Below are 18,461 nucleotides of genomic sequence, written 5' to 3' on the forward strand. Positions count from 1 at the left end.
GCTGATGGCTGTGTCACAACCTCTTCCTGCCGCGCCGGGAGGCGCGGAGTACCTGAGGGCGATCTTGCGGTCGCCAGTGTATGAAATCACGCAGGTCACACCGCTGGAGAAGATGGAGAAGATCTCTTCGCGGCTGGGGAATGTCATTCTGGTAAAACGTGAGGACAGACACGCGGTGCACAGCTTTAAGCTGCGCGGTGCGTACGCGATGATGGCGGGTCTGAGCGATGAACAAAAATCACACGGTGTGGTAACGGCATCAGCCGGTAACCATGCGCAAGGGGTCGCGCTCTCATCCAGCAAGCTGGGGATTAAATCGCTGATTGTGATGCCGGTGGCGACAGCCGACATTAAGGTGGATGCCGTGCGTGGTTTTGGCGGGGAAGTGCTGTTACACGGCGCTAACTTTGATGAAGCCAAAGCCAAGGCGATTGAACTGTCAGAGCAGCAGCATATGACCTTTCTGCCGCCGTTCGATCATCCTGCGGTGATTGCCGGACAAGGTACGCTGGCACTGGAATTGCTACAGCAGGATGCCCACCTGGATCGCGTGTTTGTGCCAGTCGGTGGTGGTGGCTTGGCTGCCGGTGTTGCTGTGCTGATTAAGCAACTGATGCCGCAGATTCAGGTGATCGGCGTGGAGGCGGAAGATTCCGCCTGTCTGCGAGCGGCGCTGGATGCTGGGCAACCGGTCGATCTGCCACGTGTTGGGCTGTTTGCCGAAGGCGTGGCGGTGAAGCGCATCGGCAATGAAACTTTCCGCCTGTGCCGGGAATATCTGGATGACGTGATTACCGTCGACAGCGATGCAATCTGTGCGGCAGTGAAAGACCTGTTCGAAGACGTCCGTGCGATTGCGGAACCGTCTGGCGCGTTGGCGTTGGCGGGGATGAAAAAATATATCCAACAGCATCAGATTCAGGGTGAGCGTTTGGCTCATATCCTGTCTGGTGCAAACGTCAACTTCCACGGATTGCGTTACGTTTCCGAACGCTGCGAACTGGGCGAACAGCGTGAAGCCTTGCTGGCTGTGACGATCCCCGAAAAACAGGGAAGCTTCCTGAAATTTTGCCAACTGCTGGGTGGTCGCTCTGTCACTGAGTTCAACTATCGTTATGCGGATGCCAAAGACGCCTGCATTTTTGTTGGTGTGCGTTTGACGCGAGGCTATGCGGAGCGGCAGGAAATTATCGCTGAGCTTTCCGCAGACGGTTATGAAGTGGTGGATTTGTCCGATGATGAAATGGCGAAGCTGCATGTGCGCTACATGGTCGGCGGACGGCCTTCCAAACCACTACAGGAACGGCTGTACAGCTTTGAATTCCCAGAGTCACCGGGTGCGTTGCTTAAGTTCCTGCATACGCTGGGGACGCACTGGAATATTTCTCTGTTCCATTACCGCAGCCACGGCACAGATTTTGGCCGCGTGCTGGCCGCGTTCGAGTTGGATGAAGGCGATCGGGAATTCGAGCAGCACTTACAGGCGCTGGGCTATGAATGCCATGACGAAACCAATAATCCGGCGTTCCGCTTCTTTTTAGCGGGTTAAGTACGAAAGATTGGAAGAAATAAAAAACACGGCGGAATGTTCGCCGTGTTTTTTTATTGCCGTGCGGATCAGAATGTTATGGCCTATCTGGACGCTCTGACAACCAGCATGTAGGTCAGAGTAAAAGAAAGCACGATGGCGATGGCCATACCGGAGATGGCATAGCTAAAGTACGGACCGATATACGCTGGCAGGCTGAAAATACTCGACAGAATGTAGCCATATAGCCGGACACCGAAGTACGCGATGAAGGCCGAGGCAATGGAGCTGGCAATAGTGGCGGAGATAAACGCTTTTTTGTACTTGGTCAGTACGCCGAAGAGTGCAGGTTCGGTAATTCCGAGCAGCGCGGAAACCCCAGCAGATAGCACGACAGATTTGTCCTGACGGGTTTTGGCATGGAAGTAAATGGCAAATGTTGCCCCAGCAATCGCCATATTCGCCATACACATCATTGGCATCAGCATATCAAAGCCCTGATTGCTGAAATTTTGCAGCGCAATCGGCGTCATCGCGTGATGCATGCCAGTCAGGATAGCGACAGGCCGAATCGCACCGACCACGAAACCAGCAAAGATAGACGACACATCGAACAGGCTCTGAATAAACAGCGCCAGCAGTTTACCGAGGTAGATCCCGAATGGCCCGATAACCGTGAGCGACACCAGTGCGGCGATAAACAGCGTCAGCGTTGGGGTAAACACGGTTTTCAGCACCGAAGGCATGATGCGGTCGACCCAACGATGGATATAGCTCAGAGCCAGCACGGAGAAAATCACTGGGATGACGCTAGCAGCATAGTTGAACACCGGAATGGGTAGCACACCGATGAAGTAAAAGGCGCTGACCGCATTAGGGCTATTGCTGGCTAGTGCCTTCGCCGCTTCTATCAACGACGGGTACATCAGGCAGGCGGCGACAGCCGCTGCCAGATATTCGCTTGTTTTAAATATCCTGGCTGCGGAGATGGCGAGGAAGAAAGGTAAGAAATAGAACACACCGCTGGCGATCAGGTCGAGAACGATAACGGTGTCGGTTTTGGCAGAGACCACTTTCAAGGCGATCAGTCCTGCCAGCAGCCCTTTGATCATCCCTGCACCTGCGATAGCGGGCACGATAGGGCCAAATACGCCAGAAACCGTATCCATGAACAGCGAGATCAGCCCTTTTTTCTGCTTCTGCGCGTCTGGCTGTGCCGTAGCGGTAGGAGAAAGCTGCGCGTTCAACAGTTCATAATACTCATTAACCTGCGGCCCGATAATAATCTGAAATTGTTCACTCTGGTGTTGTGCACCTAATATCCCAGGCAGGTTTTTGATTGCGTCGGTTTGTACTTTACTTTCATCAATTAAATCAAACCGAAGCCGCGTCATACAGTGCCAGGCTTTATTTATATTATCGTTTCCGCCAACCAGTTTAATGATTGACTGAATAACCTCATTTTTTCCCATGGAATAAACCCCTGCATAGCACTATGTTATTTTTGGTCAAATCATTCCCGCTGATAATAAGAAACTAAAAATAAAAAAACAAACCAATAAAATATGAACTTCATCACATGATTAGGTGATTTAGGGGTTTTTGTTGCCAATAACTGATAATTGGTCTGGTTTTTTGTTTAATTTATTGGTTTTTTCAAACCAAAATAATTCTTTTAAAGAATAGGTTTACAATAAAAGAAAAAATAAGTAGAAAACAAAAAAAGAAACTGATTTTAGACTGTGTTTTTACCGGGTATGGCTATTTCGGTAAGCACATCGGAGGATATTTTTTTGTTGCCGACAATCATCACTGACATTGAATGTCTCGTTACCCGCCCCGACCGTCATAATTTAGTGACGGTGGTGGTTCATACGGATAAAGGCGTTACGGGTTATGGGTGTGCGACTTTCCAGCAACGTCCGCTAGCCGTAAAGGCGATGGTGGACGAGTACCTCAAACCGCTTTTAGTGGGAAGAGATGCTAACCATATCGAAGATCTGTGGCACATGATGATGGTCAACGCTTATTGGCGTAATGGGCCGGTTATCAACAATGCCGTTGCAGGCGTTGATATGGCGCTGTGGGACATCAAGGGTAAGCTGGCGGATATGCCGCTCTATCATCTGTTTGGTGGGAAATCTCGCGATGCGATTGCCGCTTACAGCCATGCTGCCAGCGATACGCTGGATGGACTCTATCAGGAAGTAGAACGGCTCTATGCGCAAGGCTATCGTCATATCCGCTGCCAGTTAGGGTTTTATGGTGGTAATCCTGACTCGCTGCACAGCACGCGACAGCCAACAGAGGGAGCCTATTACGATCAGGATCAGTATATGGCTAACACGCTTGCCATGTTCCGTGCTTTGCGGGAGGAATACGGCGATCGTTTCCATATCCTGCATGATGTCCATGAACGTTTATTCCCGAATCAGGCAGTACAGTTCGCTAAAGCGGTAGAAACTTATCGTCCCTATTTTATCGAAGATATTTTGCCGCCTGCACAAAATGAGTGGCTGGCGCAGATCCGCAGTCAGAGTGCGGTGCCGCTGGCGACGGGAGAGCTGTTTAACAATCCCGCCGAGTGGCAGAATTTGGTGATTAACCGTCAGGTTGATTTCATTCGCTGTCATGTCTCACAGATTGGCGGGATTACGCCAGCGCTGAAACTGGGCGCGTTCTGTCAGAACTTTGGCGTTCGGCTGGCGTGGCATTGCCCACCGGATATGACGCCTATCGGCGCGGCGGTCAATATTCACCTCAATATCCACCTGCATAACGCCGCGATTCAGGAGTTTGTCGCTTACCCGGAAAATACCTGCAAGGTCTTCCCGCAGGCGGTGGAACCGGAGAATGGCTATCTGTACCCGATTGAGCGCCCCGGTATTGGCGTTGGGATCGATCTGGACGCGGCGCGGCAGTTCCCTGTCGTCTATCGTCCACATGAATGGACGCAGAGTCGCCTGCCGGATGGCACGATGCATACGCCTTAAGCCGCATTACGGCGACTGGCGAAAGGCCAAATTATCGAGATTTAAGGGGATGACGTAGGTACAGGTGTAGTTGATGTCGATGATATCGCTTGATTCGTACACGCGGCCGCCCTGTAAAATGCCGCGATTCAGAATGTGCATCGCCGCCGTACCTTTCTTGCAACCCAGTAGCTCAGCCTGTGCTTTCGTGACGTTAACTGCCTGATAATGTGTCAGATAGTGTGAAATCGCATAGCCCTTGCTGAGCACATACTGCTGAATAGAACCTTCAATAATCTTCTGACTCATTTCCGGGAAGTCTGCGGCAGGCATTTTAGAGATCTCGATCTGTACTTTGCGGCTATCGACATAACGTAACCGACTGAATTCCCAGATGAACGCATTTTCACCGATCGCAAATACCTGCTGCTCCTCTCGATTCGGTAGCCGTTTATGTAGGCTAAGCAGGCGAGATGAAATCTGAGTAAATTTCTTTTCGGTAATCGAGTTATAAACCAGCGGGTTACTGCGAACACCCTGATTAATAAAGTTACCAGAACCTTGCACCATATTGATCGCGCCGATACTGGCAAGTTTTTCCAGCGCCTGACGAATAGTGAAGCGCGACACGCCGTATTCTTCCGCCAGCTGGCGCTCTGGCGGCAGTTTTTCTGGGAGCGGATCGGTGTGCTGATAGATTTTGCTCAGTAAATCCTGCGCGATGAAATCTTTCTTTTTCATGGGCGGTCTCAAAATGGCCTTGCCAGCGTGGCTGATAAGGCCGCTTGCGTTGGATCAGTGGTGGCAGAAGTGATGAATAACCTGCGAAATCAGTTCCCGCGTCGGTTTGATAAACGCAGTATCAATGTATTCATCTGGCTGGTGCGCCTGCTCGATCGATCCAGGTCCCAGAACCAGCGTCGGACACAACGTCTGAATAAACGGTGCCTCGGTACAGTAGTTCACGATTTCCGTTTTCGTCCCCAGCAGATTCTCCACGACCGATATCAGACGGTGATCCGGCGGGCACTCATAGCCGGGAATCGGCGGATGCAGTTCGCTGACGGTCAACCGACCCGGCCAGCGTTGGCTAACAGGCTCAAGCGCTTCAGACAGCAGTCCATCGAGATCGTTAAGCGTAATACCCGGCAGCGGACGAATATCCATATGCAGTTCACAGCAGCCGCAGATACGGTTAGCGGCATCGCCGCCGTGAATGTGACCAAGGTTCATTGTGGGATAAGGAATGTGGAAAATCGGGTTGTGATAGCGTTCCTGTAGCGTGTTACGCAGTACCAGCAAGTGGGAAATCGCTTCGTGCATCAGCTCAATCGCGTTCACGCCGCGCGAAGGATCGCTGGAGTGGCCGGACTGTCCCTGAATACGGATCGCGTTGGACATGTGGCCTTTGTGCGCCCGCACCGGTTGCAGCGAGGTCGGTTCGCCGATGATGGCGCAGTCTGGGCGAATCTGCGTGGATTCGGAGAAATACTTGGCGCCTGCCATGGTTGTCTCTTCATCGGCAGTTGCCAGCACATAGAGCGGCTTCGTGAGCTTGGTGGGATCGATATCACGCAAGGCATCCAGGATAAAGGCAAAGAACCCTTTCATATCCGCTGTACCCAAGCCGTACAGCTTGTTGTCGTGTTCAGTCAGCGTGAAGGGGTCGCGCGTCCAGCGGCCATCGTCGAACGGGACGGTGTCGGTGTGCCCTGCCAACAATAAGCCACCTTTTCCTTCACCAATCCGCGCCAGCATATTAAATTTATTGAGGGTGCCTGGCACCGGTTGGACTTCCACATGGAAGCCGAGATCGCCGAACCAGCCTGCCAGCAGGTTGATTAAGGTATGATTACTTTGATCGAGCGCGCTGTCGGTGGCGCTGATGGACGGTGTGGCGATCAATGCCCGATATAGCTCAATAAAAGGGGGTAAATTCATCTTCACTGTTGACAGCCTCTGGTTAGGATAGTATCAATATTCATGCATTTATTTTGAATAAAAATACAATAATGCTCGGCGAAAGGAAACCCAAAGGTGCGGCGATGACGATTCGTCACTTTCACTGAGTTTCGCGGGTGAACAGCGTACCGACGCTGGTGAACCCTGTTACCTGTTCCATAGATGAATAAGAAGGTATACGGACCCCATGCTGAATACGCTGATTGTTGGTGCAAGTGGTTATACCGGCGCTGAGCTTGCGCTCTACCTGAACCGTCACCCACAGATGAACATAACCGCTTTGATGGTTTCTGCGCAAAGTGTCGATGCAGGAAAATTGATTTCAGATTTACATCCGCAGCTCAAAGGCATCATTGATGTACCGGTAAAACCGCTGACCGATGTTGAAGAAGCGGCGAAAGGCGTGGATGTCGTTTTTCTGGCGACCGACCATAAAGTCAGCCACGATCTGGCCCCGGTTTTTCTGGCGGCAGGCTGCACTGTTTTTGATTTGTCCGGCGCGTTCCGCGTACAGGATGCCGAATTTTATCGCCGCTATTATGGCTTCGAACATCAGCATCCTGACTGGCTGGCAAAAGCGGTTTACGGGCTGGCCGAATGGCGCGCGGAAAGCGTAAAACAGGCACAGTTGATTGCCGTACCGGGTTGTTATCCAACGGCTGCGCAACTGGCGCTGAAACCGTTGCTGGATGCGCAATTATTGAATCCGGCTCAGTGGCCAGTGATTAATGCCGTCAGCGGCGTGAGTGGAGCAGGACGTAAAGCGTCGATGACCAACAGTTTCTGTGAAGTCAGTCTGCAACCATACGGTATTTTCAACCACCGTCATGAGCCTGAAATTTCAACACACCTCGGCACGCCAGTGATCTTCACGCCGCATTTGGGCAACTTCGCTCGTGGCATTCTGGAAACCATCACTTGTCGCCTGCAACCGGGCGTAACCCAGCAGGATGTCGCCGAAGCTTATCACAACGCTTACCACGATAAGCCGCTGGTTCGCCTGTATGATAAGGGCGTCCCGGCGCTGAAATCCGTTGTCGGCCTGCCGTTCTGCGATATCGGCTTCTCGGTTGACGGTGAGCACCTGATCGTGGTGGCAACCGAAGATAACCTGCTGAAAGGCGCGGCGGCACAGGCTGTGCAATGCATGAACATTCGTTTTGGTTTCCCTGAAACTCAATCGTTAATTTAATCACTATTGGTCCCGACATTTCGAGGCGCGAAGCATAATGAATCCGTTAATTATCAAGTTAGGTGGCGTTTTACTGGATAGCGAAGAAGCGCTGGAGCGTCTGTTTACCGCGCTGGTGGCTTACCGTCAGGAGCATCAGCGTCCGCTGGTGATTGTGCACGGTGGCGGTTGTCTGGTAGATGACCTGATGAAGAAACTGTCGCTACCTGTCGTGAAGAAAAACGGTCTGCGCGTCACGCCTGCCGATCAGATCGACATCATCACTGGTGCGTTGGCGGGCTCCGCTAACAAAACCCTGCTGTCATGGGCAAAGAAGCATGATATCAACGCGGTCGGCTTGTGCCTGGGCGATGGCGGCAGCACGACGGTCACGCAGCTCGATGAGTCTTTGGGCTTTGTGGGTAAAGCGGAAGCGGGATCGCCTGCGCTGCTGAACACGCTGTTGTCTGCGGGCTATCTGCCCGTCGTCAGCTCCATCGGGATTACGGCACAGGGCGACCTGATGAACGTCAACGCCGATCAGGCGGCGACGGCGCTGGCGCAAACGCTGGGTGCGGATTTAATCCTGCTGTCTGACGTGAGCGGTATTCTGGACGGTAAAGGCCAGCGTATTGCCGAAATGACGGCAGAGAAAGCCGAGCAACTGATTGCTCAAGGCATCATCACCGATGGCATGATTGTTAAAGTTAATGCCGCGCTGGATGCCGCGCGTGCGCTAGGGCGTCCGGTTGATATCGCTAGTTGGCGTCATGCTGAGCAACTGCCTGCGCTGTTTAACGGCGTGGCGATTGGTACACGTATTCTGGCGTAAGTCGTTTCTGGGTATGGCATGATGCCATACCAACATGAATTAAATTCTGGGAGTAATCGTTATGGCTTTGTGGGGCGGTCGGTTTAGTCAGGCAGCAGATCAGCGTTTTAAACAATTTAATGACTCACTGCGGTTTGATTACCGTCTGGCGGAACAGGACATCGTTGGCTCGATCGGCTGGTCGAAAGCGCTGGTGACGGTCAATGTGCTCAGCGAGCAGGAACAGCAACAACTGGAACAGGCGCTGAATGCACTGCTGGTTGAGGTACAAGCCGATCCTGAGATGATCCTGCAAAGCGATGCAGAAGACATTCACAGTTGGGTTGAACTGCGCCTGATTGAGAAAGTCGGTGATTTGGGCAAAAAACTGCATACCGGTCGCAGCCGTAACGATCAGGTCGCAACCGACCTGAAGCTGTGGTGCAAGGCACAGATTGCAGAGCTGCTGCTGTCAGTACGCCAACTGCGTCAGGCGCTGGTCACGACGGCAGAAGCCAATCAGGATGCTGTAATGCCGGGTTATACCCACTTGCAGCGTGCACAGCCGGTGACGTTTGCACACTGGTGTCTGGCCTATCATGAAATGCTGGCACGTGATGAAAGCCGTCTGGAAGATACGCTTAAGCGTCTGGATGTCAGCCCGCTGGGCTGTGGCGCGCTGGCGGGAACGGCTTATCCGATTGACCGTGAGCAACTGGCTGGCTGGCTGGGATTTGCCTCGGCAACGCGCAATAGTCTGGATACGGTTTCCGATCGCGATCATGTACTGGAACTGCTGTCTGATGCTTCGATCGGGATGATCCACCTGTCACGTTTTGCCGAAGATCTGATCTTCTTCAACAGCGGTGAAGCGGCGTTCGTTGAGCTGTCTGACCGTGTGACATCAGGTTCTTCCCTGATGCCACAGAAGAAAAACCCGGATGCGCTGGAGCTGATTCGCGGTAAATGCGGTCGCGTACAGGGCGCGTTGACCGGCATGATGATGACGCTGAAAGGCCTGCCGCTGGCGTATAACAAAGACATGCAGGAAGATAAAGAAGGGCTGTTTGACGCGCTGGATACCTGGCACGACTGCCTGATGATGGCGGGTCTGGTGCTGGAAGGTATTCAGGTTAAACGTCCACGCTGTAAAGAAGCCGCTGAGCAAGGCTACGCGAACTCGACAGAGCTGGCGGATTATCTGGTTGCGAAAGGCGTTCCGTTCCGTGAAGCACACCATATCGTGGGTGAAGCGGTGGTGGAAGCCATTCGTCAGGGCAAAGCGTTGGAAGCACTGCCGCTGGCTGATCTGCAAAAATTCAGCGCCGTGATTGGCGATGACGTGTACCCGATTTTGGCACTGCAATCCTGTCTGGATAAGCGTGCTGCACAAGGTGGCGTATCACCACAGCAGGTTGCTAAAGCGATTAGTGATGCGAAGCAGCGCTTAGCTTAATTCGCCCACCTCTGTTCTCCCAGCGTGGTGTTCCGCGTTGGGGGAATTCCACCGTTATCACTCTGATTCTTCTGCAAATTATCATCTATCCATTTTCATATGGAATGCGGCTCGCATTTTTCTGCTCAGTGTCTTCCCCGCCGGAATTGTTTCTGGACATCCATACAGTATCATTTTACCTTGACCGACAGCGTGAAAGGCCTGCGGAGGCAAAGTGGATATCAGCATATTTTATGGTTTAGGCGGTGGTGTGGTGGGCCTGCTGATCGGGTGGTTGATTGCCAGCCTGATTCATCAGCAGAAGCTGTCACAGCATGATACCGAGCAACGGCTGCTAGCACAGACATTACAGCAAACCCAACAGTCGCTCAGCGAACAACAGCAGGTAAAGCAGCAGGATGAACAGCGGCTGCGGCAAAACGAATTGGAATTGCGTACGGTTCACGCGCAGCTTTCTGCCAGTCATGAAAAACTGCAACAGTTTGGTGAACTCCGTACCGAGTGCGGGCAGCTCAATCAGGAACTGCGAACGCTGCGTGAAATCAATAGCGCGCAGGAAGCCGAACTGCGCGAAGTCACCATTCGTCTGGAAGAAACCCGGATGGCGGCGGAAGAAAAGCAGCGATTGCTGGCAAACAGTGAACAGCGGCTGACGACGCAGTTTGAGAATCTGGCGAACCGAATTTTCGAACACAGCGGACGCAAGGTGGATGAGCAAAATAAACAGAGTCTGGATAAGCTGTTGATGCCGCTGCGTGAGCAACTTGATGGATTTCGCCGTCAGGTGCAGGATAGTTTTGGCGCGGAAGCGCGCGAGCGTCACACGTTGGCGCACGAGATCCGCAATCTGCAACAGCTGAACGCGCAGATGGCACACGAAGCCATCAACCTGACGAAAGCGCTGAAAGGGGACAATAAGACGCAGGGGAACTGGGGCGAAGTTGTGCTAAGCCGTGTGTTGGAAGCCTCTGGCCTGCGCGAAGGGTATGAGTATCAAACTCAGGTCAGTGTGCAAACGGGGACAAATAGCCGCCTGCAACCCGATGTCATCGTGCGTTTACCGCAGGGCAAAGATGTCGTGATCGATGCCAAGATGTCGCTGGTGGCCTACGAACGCTATTTCAATAGTGATGATGATGTAGAACGTAGTTCGGCGCTGAATGAACATTTGCTTTCCGTTCGCAGCCATATTCGGCAGTTGAGCAGCAAAGATTACCAACAGCTTCCAGGGCTGCGTTCGCTAGACTACGTGCTGATGTTTATTCCTGTCGAACCCGCTTTTCTGGTTGCTATCGATCGCCAGCCTGAATTGATCAACGAAGCGCTGAAGAACAATATTATGCTGGTCAGCCCGACCACGCTGCTGGTGGCATTACGCACCATCAACAATTTATGGCGCTATGAACAACAGAGCCGCAACGCACAGCAGATCGCCGAAAAAGCCTCACGGCTATACGATAAACTGCGGTTGTTTGTGGATGATATGGAAGCGCTAGGGCAGAGTCTGGATAAAGCGCAGGGCACTTATCGTCAGGCGATGAATAAACTTTCGTCTGGGCGTGGTAACCTTATTGGCCAGGCTGAGGGGTTTCGCGCGCTGGGCGTTGAAATTAAACGCACGATCAGCACCTCATTGGCTGAAAAAGCAACGGCCCATGAGCATGCTGAACGCGATGGATTACTCGGCTCTACCGCATCCGACGCGGATTCACCGACCGTCAAAATGGAAGGTGAAGAAGGGCGGCCGCCGCACAGGCAGCTTGAATTATGACGGTATAAATAGGTATGGATTTCGCGGGCTTGGCACCTACGCTATGCGAAATTAGTGCAGTGGGGTTTTTATCCGGGTCTGGTACACTCTTACCATTAATGGGTAGACCCGAAATTTGACTGAAATAGTAGGCGGATAAGATGGCAAGTGAGCAGGAGAATACGGCCGACTTTGGTTTTCGGACTGTCGCCAGGGATGAAAAAGAAGTCATGGTGGCTGAGGTTTTTCATTCTGTAGCCGCAAAGTATGACCTGATGAATGACCTGATGTCTTTTGGTATCCACCGTATCTGGAAGCGTTTCACTATTGAATGTAGTGGGGTAAGACGTAACCAGCGCGTTCTGGATCTTGCCGGAGGGACAGGAGATTTAACCGCTAAATTCTCCCGCATGGTTGGTGAGGGTGGTGAGGTCATTCTGGCGGACATCAACGCATCAATGCTGAAAGTCGGCCGCGAGAAACTGCGTAACAAAGGCATTATCGACAACATCAACTACGTGCAGGCCAATGCAGAAGCGCTGCCGTTCCCCGATGATTTCTTCGACTGCATTACCATCTCTTTTGGTCTGCGCAACGTGACGGACAAAAACAAAGCGCTGCGCTCCATGTACCGCGTTCTGAAGCCCGGTGGCCGGTTGCTGGTGCTGGAGTTTTCCAAGCCGATAATTAAACAACTGAGCACCGTTTACGATGCGTATTCATTTCATATCCTGCCGAGGATTGGCGAAGCCGTGGCGAGTGATGCCGGGAGCTACCGCTATCTGGCGGAATCCATCCGCATGCATCCCGATCAGGAAACGCTGAAAGGGATGATGAGCGACGCCGGTTTTGACAGCGTTAACTATTTCAACCTCACGGGTGGAATCGTTGCGCTGCACCGTGGGTTTAAATTCTGATTGGAAATGCCAATGCTGATAACGTCTTTTCTGACAGCTACGCTGGAAACTGCGCTGAATCAGCTGCTTTTTCAAGATACCGTTTCTTGTGATCGAAGCATGAAGTCAGCACGTCAGCGCTTACAGGGGAAAACACTCCAGATCGCGCTGGCTGAACTGGATGTTCCCTTGGTGCTGGTGTTTAGCGAACAGCGGCTGGATGTTGTCAGCCAGTGGGGAGAATTGGCTGATTGTCGTCTGCAAACACGCGTTCCGGTTCTGATGAAGTTACGCGATCGTCAACAGCTATCATCGCTGATGCGCAGTGGTGAACTGGTTATTGAAGGTGATATTCAAGTCGTTCAACAGTTCATCGTGCTGTGCGATCTGGCGGAGTTCGATCCAGCGGAATGGTTGTCCCCTTATCTGGGCGACATTGTTGCTCAGGGGCTTAGCCAGACTGCACAGAAAACCCTGGATTTCCTGAAGCGGTCATTACATCAGCAGCAACATTTCTTGTCCGAGACGTTAACGGAAGAGTGGCGACTGGCTCCGGGGAAACTGGAAAATGCTTGGTTCCATGAGGAAATTGTCGCGCTGGATAAATCCGTCGATGCGTTGTTCGAACGACTGGCGAAACTGGAGGCTTTACGATGACGCCCGGTGAATTACGCCGCCTCTACAGTATTGTACGTGTGTTGCTGAGCTATGGTCTGGATGAACTCATTCCTAAAATGCGTTTGACGTTTCCGCTGCGAGCGGGGCGTCGCCTGCTGTTCTGGCTACCTAATCGTCACCGCAATATGCCTTTAGGGGAACGCCTGCGTTTGGCGCTTCAGGAACTGGGGCCGGTGTGGATTAAATTCGGGCAAATGATGTCGACGCGCCGCGATCTGTTTCCACCCGCTATCGCCGATCAGTTAGCGATGTTGCAGGATAAGGTTGAACCGTTTGATGGCAAACTAGCGCGTGAGCAAATTGAGCTGTCGATGGGGGGAATCCCTCTTGAAGAGTGGTTTGACGATTTTGATATCAAACCGTTGGCCTCCGCCTCGATTGCGCAAGTTCATACCGCTTGCCTGAAAAGTACGGGAAAAGAGATCGTTATCAAGGTGATCCGCCCGGATATTTTGCCTGTCATCAAGGCAGATATGCGCCTGATGAAACGTCTGGCTGGCTGGTTGCCCCGCCTGTTGCCGGATGGTCGCCGTCTGCGCCCGCGCGAAGTGGTACTGGAATACGAAAAAACGTTGCTTGATGAGCTGAACCTGCTGCGAGAAGCAGCTAATGCCATCCAACTACGGCGTAATTTTGATAACAGCCCAATGCTGTATGTGCCGGAAATTTATTCGGATTATTGCAGCGAAAGCATGTTGGTCATGGAGCGCATCTACGGTATTCCTGTTTCTGATGTCGAGGCGCTACAGGCCAATGGCACGGATATGAAATTACTGGCAGAGCGTGGCGTTCAGGTTTTCTTTACGCAGGTATTTCGCGACAGCTTCTTCCATGCGGATATGCATCCCGGCAATATCTTTATTAGCTACGAGCACCCGGAAGATCCGCAATACATCGGTATTGATTGCGGTATCGTCGGTTCGTTGAATAAAGAAGATAAGCGCTATTTGGCCGAGAATTTTATCGCTTTTTTCAACCGTGATTATCGCAAAGTCGCCGAGCTGCATGTCGATTCAGGCTGGGTGCCGGCGGACACCAATGTGGCAGATTTTGAATTTGCTATTCGTACCGTCTGTGAGCCGATCTTCGAGAAGCCGTTGGCGGAAATTTCGTTCGGCCATGTATTATTGAATTTGTTTAATACGGCGCGTCGCTTCAATATGGAAGTTCAGCCTCAGCTAGTATTGCTGCAAAAAACGCTGCTATATATTGAGGGCGTTGGTCGGCAGCTTTATCCGCAGCTCGATCTGTGGAAAACGGCCAAGCCGTTTCTGGAGAGCTGGTTGAAGCAGCAGGTCGGTTTACCTGCGGTTTTCCGGGCGCTAAAAGAAAAGGCACCGTTCTGGGCTGAGAAATTGCCGGAGCTTCCCGAACTCTTTTATGATGGGCTGCGTCAGCATAAGATGTTAAAGCAAAGCGTCGATAAGCTGGCACATGAGCTGAAAACGCAGCATGCTCGCCAAGGGCAGTCACGATATCTTTTGGGTATTGGCGCAACGCTACTAATCAGTGGTACGTTGTTGCTAATCAGCGGTGTTGAAGCCGATATGGTTCCCGCAGGGTTGATGGCAGCAGGAATAGTTGCCTGGATTATCGGTTGGCGTCGCACTCGTTGAAGCAGATCATGATGTACGCCAGAATTACCCGATATAATAACGAGAATTCTGTCGTTCCCCTTTTTGAAAAGAGGTAAATGTTATGGGTGGTATTAGTCTCTGGAACCTGCTGATTATTGCAGTTATCGTCATCTTACTGTTCGGCACTAACAAGCTGAGAACGCTGGGTTCAGATTTGGGCGCGTCAATCAAAGGTTTTAAGAAAGCGATGGGGGACGATCAGCCGTCCACTAGCGCAGACAAAACGCAGCCAGATGCCGATTTCGCTACCAAGTCTATCACTGACAACCAATCAGACGTTAAGCAGGGCGACACGAAGAGCCAGCATAAAGAGCAGGTGTAAGCTGTGTTCGATATCGGTTTTGGTGAATTGCTATTGGTGATGGTTCTTGGCCTGATTGTTCTCGGGCCAGAACGATTACCCGTCGCCGTCAGGACGGTTGCAAGCTGGATTAGGACGCTGCGTTCGCTGGCGTCTACGGTTCAGAATGAACTGTCGCAGGAGCTGAAACTCCAGGAGTTTCAGGAAAGCCTGAAGAAAGTCGAAAAAGCCAGTTTGCAGAATCTTTCGCCTGGGTTGAAAGCCTCAATGGATGAACTCAAAGAGGCAGCAGAAGCGATGAAGCGTGGCTATACCGAGACACCGTCGCTGCAAAAATCAGATGACCACCAAAAATCGGATGGGCATAGCGCAGCGATGGAACCGCAACACAATACCCCGCTGAACGATCCCGAAGCGGCCTACGACGGGGTGATTGAAGCGGAAACCGCAGTACGTCCAGCAGACAGCCAGCCTAAACCTGAAAACGGTGCTGCTGTTGAACATCACCATGATGGTCGCAATGCCACGGGTGATGAAGCTGTCGGCAACGATAATGTCAAACCTGAGCAGTCCCAGTCTTCTGCTGTTTCTGCCCGTCAACCGAGTGATAGTCGTTAGTTTATGGCCGATGAAGATACTCAACCGCTAATTAGCCACCTGATTGAGCTACGCAAGCGGCTACTGAACAGCATTATCTGTGTGCTGGCGGTATTTGTTGTGCTGGTGTTCTTTGCCAATGACATTTACCAAGTGGTTTCTGCACCACTCATTGAGCAGTTACCTGCTGGTGCTAGCATGATCGCGACTGATGTCGCTTCGCCTTTCTTTACGCCGATAAAGCTGACGATGATTGTCTCAGTGTTTGTCGCCGCGCCGCTGGTGCTCTATCAGGTGTGGGCGTTTGTCGCTCCTGCTCTATATAAACACGAGCGTCGCTTAATGATGCCGTTGCTGGTATCCAGCAGCCTGCTGTTTTATTCGGGCATGGCGTTTGCGTACTTTGTGGTGTTTCCGCTAGCGTTCGGCTTTTTCGCGAAAACGGCACCCGTTGGCGTGTTGATTGCAACCGACATCAATAACTACCTCGATTTTGTTATGGCGCTGTTCATGGCGTTTGGCGTATCGTTTGAGGTGCCGGTTGCCATTGTACTGCTCTGCTGGAGTGGTGTGGTGACGCCAGAAGACCTAAAGAAAAAGCGGCCTTATATTTTGGTGGGCGCATTCGTTGTCGGGATGCTGCTGACGCCGCCGGACGTTTTCTCACAGACGCTACTGGCGATTCCGATGTACCTGCTGTTTGAAATCGGTGTGTTCTTCGCGCGGTTTTATGTTGGTAAAGGCCGAAGAGCTGAAACCGAGGAGCCATCGCCGTAACGTACGGTCTCCTGCGGTAGGATGGTAAAATGACCTCTCTTTGAGAGGTCTTATTTTTTTATTCGCCAGAGTGATAGTCATGTTTGATATTGGTGTCAACCTAACCAGTTCCCAGTTTGAAAAAGACCGGGAACAGGTCGTCATCCGGGCAAAACAAGCGGGTGTTAGTGGCATCTTGATCACGGGAACCAATGCTCAGGAAAGCCATCAGGCAATGTTGCTGGCGCAAGCCTATCCCGATTACTGCTGGTCAACGGCAGGTGTTCATCCGCATGATGCCAGCCAATGGGATAGCGCTATCGCTGAACAGATTCATCAAATGGCAAACGCGGCTTGTGTGGTTGCCATTGGTGAATGCGGGTTGGATTTCAACCGTAACTTTTCTACTCCAGAGGAGCAGGAACGCGCATTCAGCGAACAGTTAGCGATAGCGGCTGAGCTGTCCATGCCGGTTTTTCTTCACTGCCGTGACGCCCATCTCCGCTTTATTTCCCTATTGAGGCCATGGCTGAATCAGTTACCTGCCGCTGTGGTTCACTGCTTTACCGGTAATCGCCACGAGTTGGATGAGTGTCTTGCGGCGGGGCTGATGATCGGCATCACGGGTTGGGTTTGCGATGAGCGCCGCGGGCTTGAGTTACGCGCCTTATTACCACATATTCCCGCCGATCGGCTGTTGGTGGAAACCGACGCACCTTATCTGTTACCCCGGGACTTACGCCCTAAACCCGCATCCCGTCGTAACGAACCCTGTTATCTGCCTCATATTATTCGCCAGATTGCGGAGTGGCGTGGAGAAGATGCCACATGGCTGGGACAGACAACAGATGAAAATGCCCGCCGGGTTTTCCGGCTGGCTTGATTCAGGAGAATAATGACATGAGCAATGCTTTTCCCGGCACGTTCCCTGGCCGACGTATGCGCCGCATTCGCCGCCATGATTTCAGCCGTCGCCTTGTTGCTGAAAATCAACTGACAGTGAATGACTTGATTTATCCCGTTTTCGTGATGGAAGGGACAAATCATCGTCAGGAAGTTCCCTCAATGCCGGGGGTATACCGGATGACTATTGACGTGCTTCTGAAAGAAGCTGAAGAGCTCGCTAAGCTCGGCGTTCCGGTGCTGTCACTGTTCCCCGTCGTTGAGGCGGATAAGAAATCACTCTATGCCGAAGAAGCCTATAACCCGAATGGCCTGGTTCCGCGCACGATCCGCGCATTGAAAGATGCTGTCCCTGAACTGGGCTTGCTGACGGATGTGGCGCTCGATCCCTATACCACTCATGGGCAGGATGGGATTATTGATGACGAAGGCTATGTGATTAATGACGTCACCAAGGAAATTTTGGTGCGTCAGGCGTTGTCTCACGCTGAAGCTGGAGCAGAAATTATTGCCCCTAGCGATATGATGGATGGTCGCATCGGTGCTATTCGCGACACCCTTGAAGCGCAAAAGCTGATCAATACCCAGATCATGGCGTATTCAGCTAAATATGCATCGTGTTATTACGGGCCTTTCCGTGATGCTGTGGGCTCTGCGGGTAATCTGAAAGGTGGAAATAAGAAAACCTACCAGATGGACCCGGCCAATAGCGATGAAGCCTTGCAGGAAATCGCGCAGGACTTGCAGGAAGGTGCGGATATGGTGATGGTCAAACCGGGAATGCCTTATCTGGACGTGGTTCGTCGTGTCAAAGACACGTTCGGCGTGCCGACGTTTGCGTATCAGGTCTCTGGTGAGTATGCGATGCACATGGCCGCGATTCAGAACGGTTGGTTACAGGAGCAACCTGTCGTGATGGAGTCGCTGTTGTGCTTTAAACGGGCGGGGGCAGATGGCGTGCTGACCTACTTCGCTAAGCGTGTCGCACAGTGGTTACACGATCAGCATATGCAACGCTAAGCCTATTCTCATCCGGCGTGGTA

Annotated in this window: 17 protein-coding genes; 14 read left to right on the top strand and 3 right to left on the bottom strand. The window is 52.1% G+C overall.

What is annotated here, in order from left to right; genetic code table 11:
- Positions 1-4: 4 nt before the first annotated feature.
- Positions 5-1,549, top strand: a complete 1,545-nt coding sequence (ilvA, locus tag E2566_RS00995; protein ID WP_107169026.1) for a threonine ammonia-lyase, biosynthetic — start codon at positions 5-7, stop codon at positions 1,547-1,549.
- Positions 1,550-1,632: 83 nt separating this feature from the next.
- Here ilvA and E2566_RS01000 read toward each other — a convergent pair whose 3' ends face one another.
- Positions 1,633-3,000 carry a PTS transporter subunit EIIC gene (locus E2566_RS01000; RefSeq protein WP_107169001.1) on the bottom strand — a complete coding sequence of 456 codons (1,368 nt, stop codon included), beginning with the start codon at positions 2,998-3,000 and terminating at the stop codon, positions 1,633-1,635.
- A 321-nt stretch (positions 3,001-3,321) separates the two neighbouring features.
- Between E2566_RS01000 and E2566_RS01005 the strand changes: the two genes are divergently transcribed.
- The gene (locus E2566_RS01005) at positions 3,322-4,521 is read left to right on the top strand and encodes a starvation-sensing protein RspA (protein ID WP_107169027.1); all 1,200 of its coding nucleotides are present in this window, start codon (positions 3,322-3,324) and stop codon (positions 4,519-4,521) included.
- 6 nt (positions 4,522-4,527) lie between these two features.
- Here the strand turns inward: E2566_RS01005 and E2566_RS01010 are convergent, their stop codons facing one another.
- Positions 4,528-5,241 carry a GntR family transcriptional regulator gene (locus tag E2566_RS01010; RefSeq protein ID WP_107169002.1) on the bottom strand — a complete coding sequence of 238 codons (714 nt, stop codon included), beginning with the start codon at positions 5,239-5,241 and terminating at the stop codon, positions 4,528-4,530.
- A gap of 54 nt (positions 5,242-5,295) precedes the next feature.
- Positions 5,296-6,447 carry an acetylornithine deacetylase gene (gene argE / locus E2566_RS01015; RefSeq protein WP_133169854.1) on the bottom strand — a complete coding sequence of 384 codons (1,152 nt, stop codon included), beginning with the start codon at positions 6,445-6,447 and terminating at the stop codon, positions 5,296-5,298.
- A gap of 202 nt (positions 6,448-6,649) precedes the next feature.
- On the opposite strand from argE, the gene argC reads away from it, so the two are divergent.
- The 12 genes from argC to hemB all read left to right on the top strand — a co-directional run bounded on the left by argC (position 6,650) and on the right by hemB (position 18,438).
- Entirely contained in the window at positions 6,650-7,654 is a 1,005-nt protein-coding gene (gene argC / locus E2566_RS01020) for an N-acetyl-gamma-glutamyl-phosphate reductase (RefSeq protein WP_107169004.1), read from the top strand.
- 37 nt (positions 7,655-7,691) lie between these two features.
- Positions 7,692-8,465, top strand: a complete 774-nt coding sequence (gene argB, locus E2566_RS01025) for an acetylglutamate kinase (protein ID WP_005973420.1) — start codon at positions 7,692-7,694, stop codon at positions 8,463-8,465.
- Between the two features lie 61 nt (positions 8,466-8,526).
- On the top strand, positions 8,527-9,900 hold the full coding sequence (gene argH, locus E2566_RS01030) for an argininosuccinate lyase (protein WP_039307274.1): 1,374 nt from the start codon (positions 8,527-8,529) through the stop codon (positions 9,898-9,900).
- A gap of 214 nt (positions 9,901-10,114) precedes the next feature.
- Positions 10,115-11,671, top strand: coding sequence for a DNA recombination protein RmuC (gene rmuC, locus E2566_RS01035; protein ID WP_107169005.1), 1,557 nt, complete (start codon positions 10,115-10,117; stop codon positions 11,669-11,671).
- Between the two features lie 140 nt (positions 11,672-11,811).
- Positions 11,812-12,567 carry a bifunctional demethylmenaquinone methyltransferase/2-methoxy-6-polyprenyl-1,4-benzoquinol methylase UbiE gene (gene ubiE, locus E2566_RS01040; protein ID WP_102116977.1) on the top strand — a complete coding sequence of 252 codons (756 nt, stop codon included), beginning with the start codon at positions 11,812-11,814 and terminating at the stop codon, positions 12,565-12,567.
- A gap of 12 nt (positions 12,568-12,579) precedes the next feature.
- Positions 12,580-13,203, top strand: a complete 624-nt coding sequence (ubiJ, locus tag E2566_RS01045; RefSeq protein WP_107169006.1) for a ubiquinone biosynthesis protein UbiJ — start codon at positions 12,580-12,582, stop codon at positions 13,201-13,203.
- Positions 13,200-14,840, top strand: a complete 1,641-nt coding sequence (gene ubiB / locus E2566_RS01050) for a ubiquinone biosynthesis regulatory protein kinase UbiB (RefSeq protein ID WP_107169007.1) — start codon at positions 13,200-13,202, stop codon at positions 14,838-14,840. The genes ubiJ and ubiB overlap by 4 nt, the downstream gene beginning before the upstream one ends.
- Positions 14,841-14,922: 82 nt before the next feature.
- Positions 14,923-15,183 carry a Sec-independent protein translocase subunit TatA gene (tatA, locus tag E2566_RS01055; protein WP_107169008.1) on the top strand — a complete coding sequence of 87 codons (261 nt, stop codon included), beginning with the start codon at positions 14,923-14,925 and terminating at the stop codon, positions 15,181-15,183.
- A 3-nt stretch (positions 15,184-15,186) separates the two neighbouring features.
- Positions 15,187-15,780: a Sec-independent protein translocase protein TatB gene (tatB, locus tag E2566_RS01060; RefSeq protein ID WP_107169009.1), complete on the top strand. Its 594-nt coding sequence runs from the start codon at positions 15,187-15,189 to the stop codon at positions 15,778-15,780.
- 3 nt (positions 15,781-15,783) lie between these two features.
- Positions 15,784-16,536, top strand: coding sequence for a Sec-independent protein translocase subunit TatC (gene tatC / locus E2566_RS01065; protein WP_107169010.1), 753 nt, complete (start codon positions 15,784-15,786; stop codon positions 16,534-16,536).
- Between the two features lie 79 nt (positions 16,537-16,615).
- The gene (tatD, locus tag E2566_RS01070; RefSeq protein WP_107169011.1) at positions 16,616-17,398 is read left to right on the top strand and encodes a 3'-5' ssDNA/RNA exonuclease TatD; all 783 of its coding nucleotides are present in this window, start codon (positions 16,616-16,618) and stop codon (positions 17,396-17,398) included.
- A 17-nt stretch (positions 17,399-17,415) separates the two neighbouring features.
- The gene (gene hemB / locus E2566_RS01075; protein ID WP_107169012.1) at positions 17,416-18,438 is read left to right on the top strand and encodes a porphobilinogen synthase; all 1,023 of its coding nucleotides are present in this window, start codon (positions 17,416-17,418) and stop codon (positions 18,436-18,438) included.
- The last annotated feature ends 23 nt before the right edge of the window (positions 18,439-18,461 follow it).

This window comes from Pectobacterium punjabense (genome assembly GCF_012427845.1).
GTDB classification, from domain to species: Bacteria; Pseudomonadota; Gammaproteobacteria; order Enterobacterales; family Enterobacteriaceae; genus Pectobacterium; species Pectobacterium punjabense.

What these genes read in the sequence shown, in the direction of transcription:
- ilvA (WP_107169026.1), top strand. Translation starts at nt 5, where the DNA reads ATGGCTGTGTCACAACCTCTTCCTGCCGCGCCGGGAGGCGCGGAGTAC.
- E2566_RS01000 (WP_107169001.1), bottom strand. Translation starts at nt 3,000, where the DNA reads ATGGGAAAAAATGAGGTTATTCAGTCAATCATTAAACTGGTTGGCGGA.
- E2566_RS01010 (WP_107169002.1), bottom strand. Translation starts at nt 5,241, where the DNA reads ATGAAAAAGAAAGATTTCATCGCGCAGGATTTACTGAGCAAAATCTAT.
- argC (WP_107169004.1), top strand. Translation starts at nt 6,650, where the DNA reads ATGCTGAATACGCTGATTGTTGGTGCAAGTGGTTATACCGGCGCTGAG.
- argB (WP_005973420.1), top strand. Translation starts at nt 7,692, where the DNA reads ATGAATCCGTTAATTATCAAGTTAGGTGGCGTTTTACTGGATAGCGAA.
- argH (WP_039307274.1), top strand. Translation starts at nt 8,527, where the DNA reads ATGGCTTTGTGGGGCGGTCGGTTTAGTCAGGCAGCAGATCAGCGTTTT.
- ubiE (WP_102116977.1), top strand. Translation starts at nt 11,812, where the DNA reads ATGGCAAGTGAGCAGGAGAATACGGCCGACTTTGGTTTTCGGACTGTC.
- ubiJ (WP_107169006.1), top strand. Translation starts at nt 12,580, where the DNA reads ATGCTGATAACGTCTTTTCTGACAGCTACGCTGGAAACTGCGCTGAAT.
- ubiB (WP_107169007.1), top strand. Translation starts at nt 13,200, where the DNA reads ATGACGCCCGGTGAATTACGCCGCCTCTACAGTATTGTACGTGTGTTG.
- tatA (WP_107169008.1), top strand. Translation starts at nt 14,923, where the DNA reads ATGGGTGGTATTAGTCTCTGGAACCTGCTGATTATTGCAGTTATCGTC.
- tatC (WP_107169010.1), top strand. Translation starts at nt 15,784, where the DNA reads ATGGCCGATGAAGATACTCAACCGCTAATTAGCCACCTGATTGAGCTA.
- tatD (WP_107169011.1), top strand. Translation starts at nt 16,616, where the DNA reads ATGTTTGATATTGGTGTCAACCTAACCAGTTCCCAGTTTGAAAAAGAC.
- hemB (WP_107169012.1), top strand. Translation starts at nt 17,416, where the DNA reads ATGAGCAATGCTTTTCCCGGCACGTTCCCTGGCCGACGTATGCGCCGC.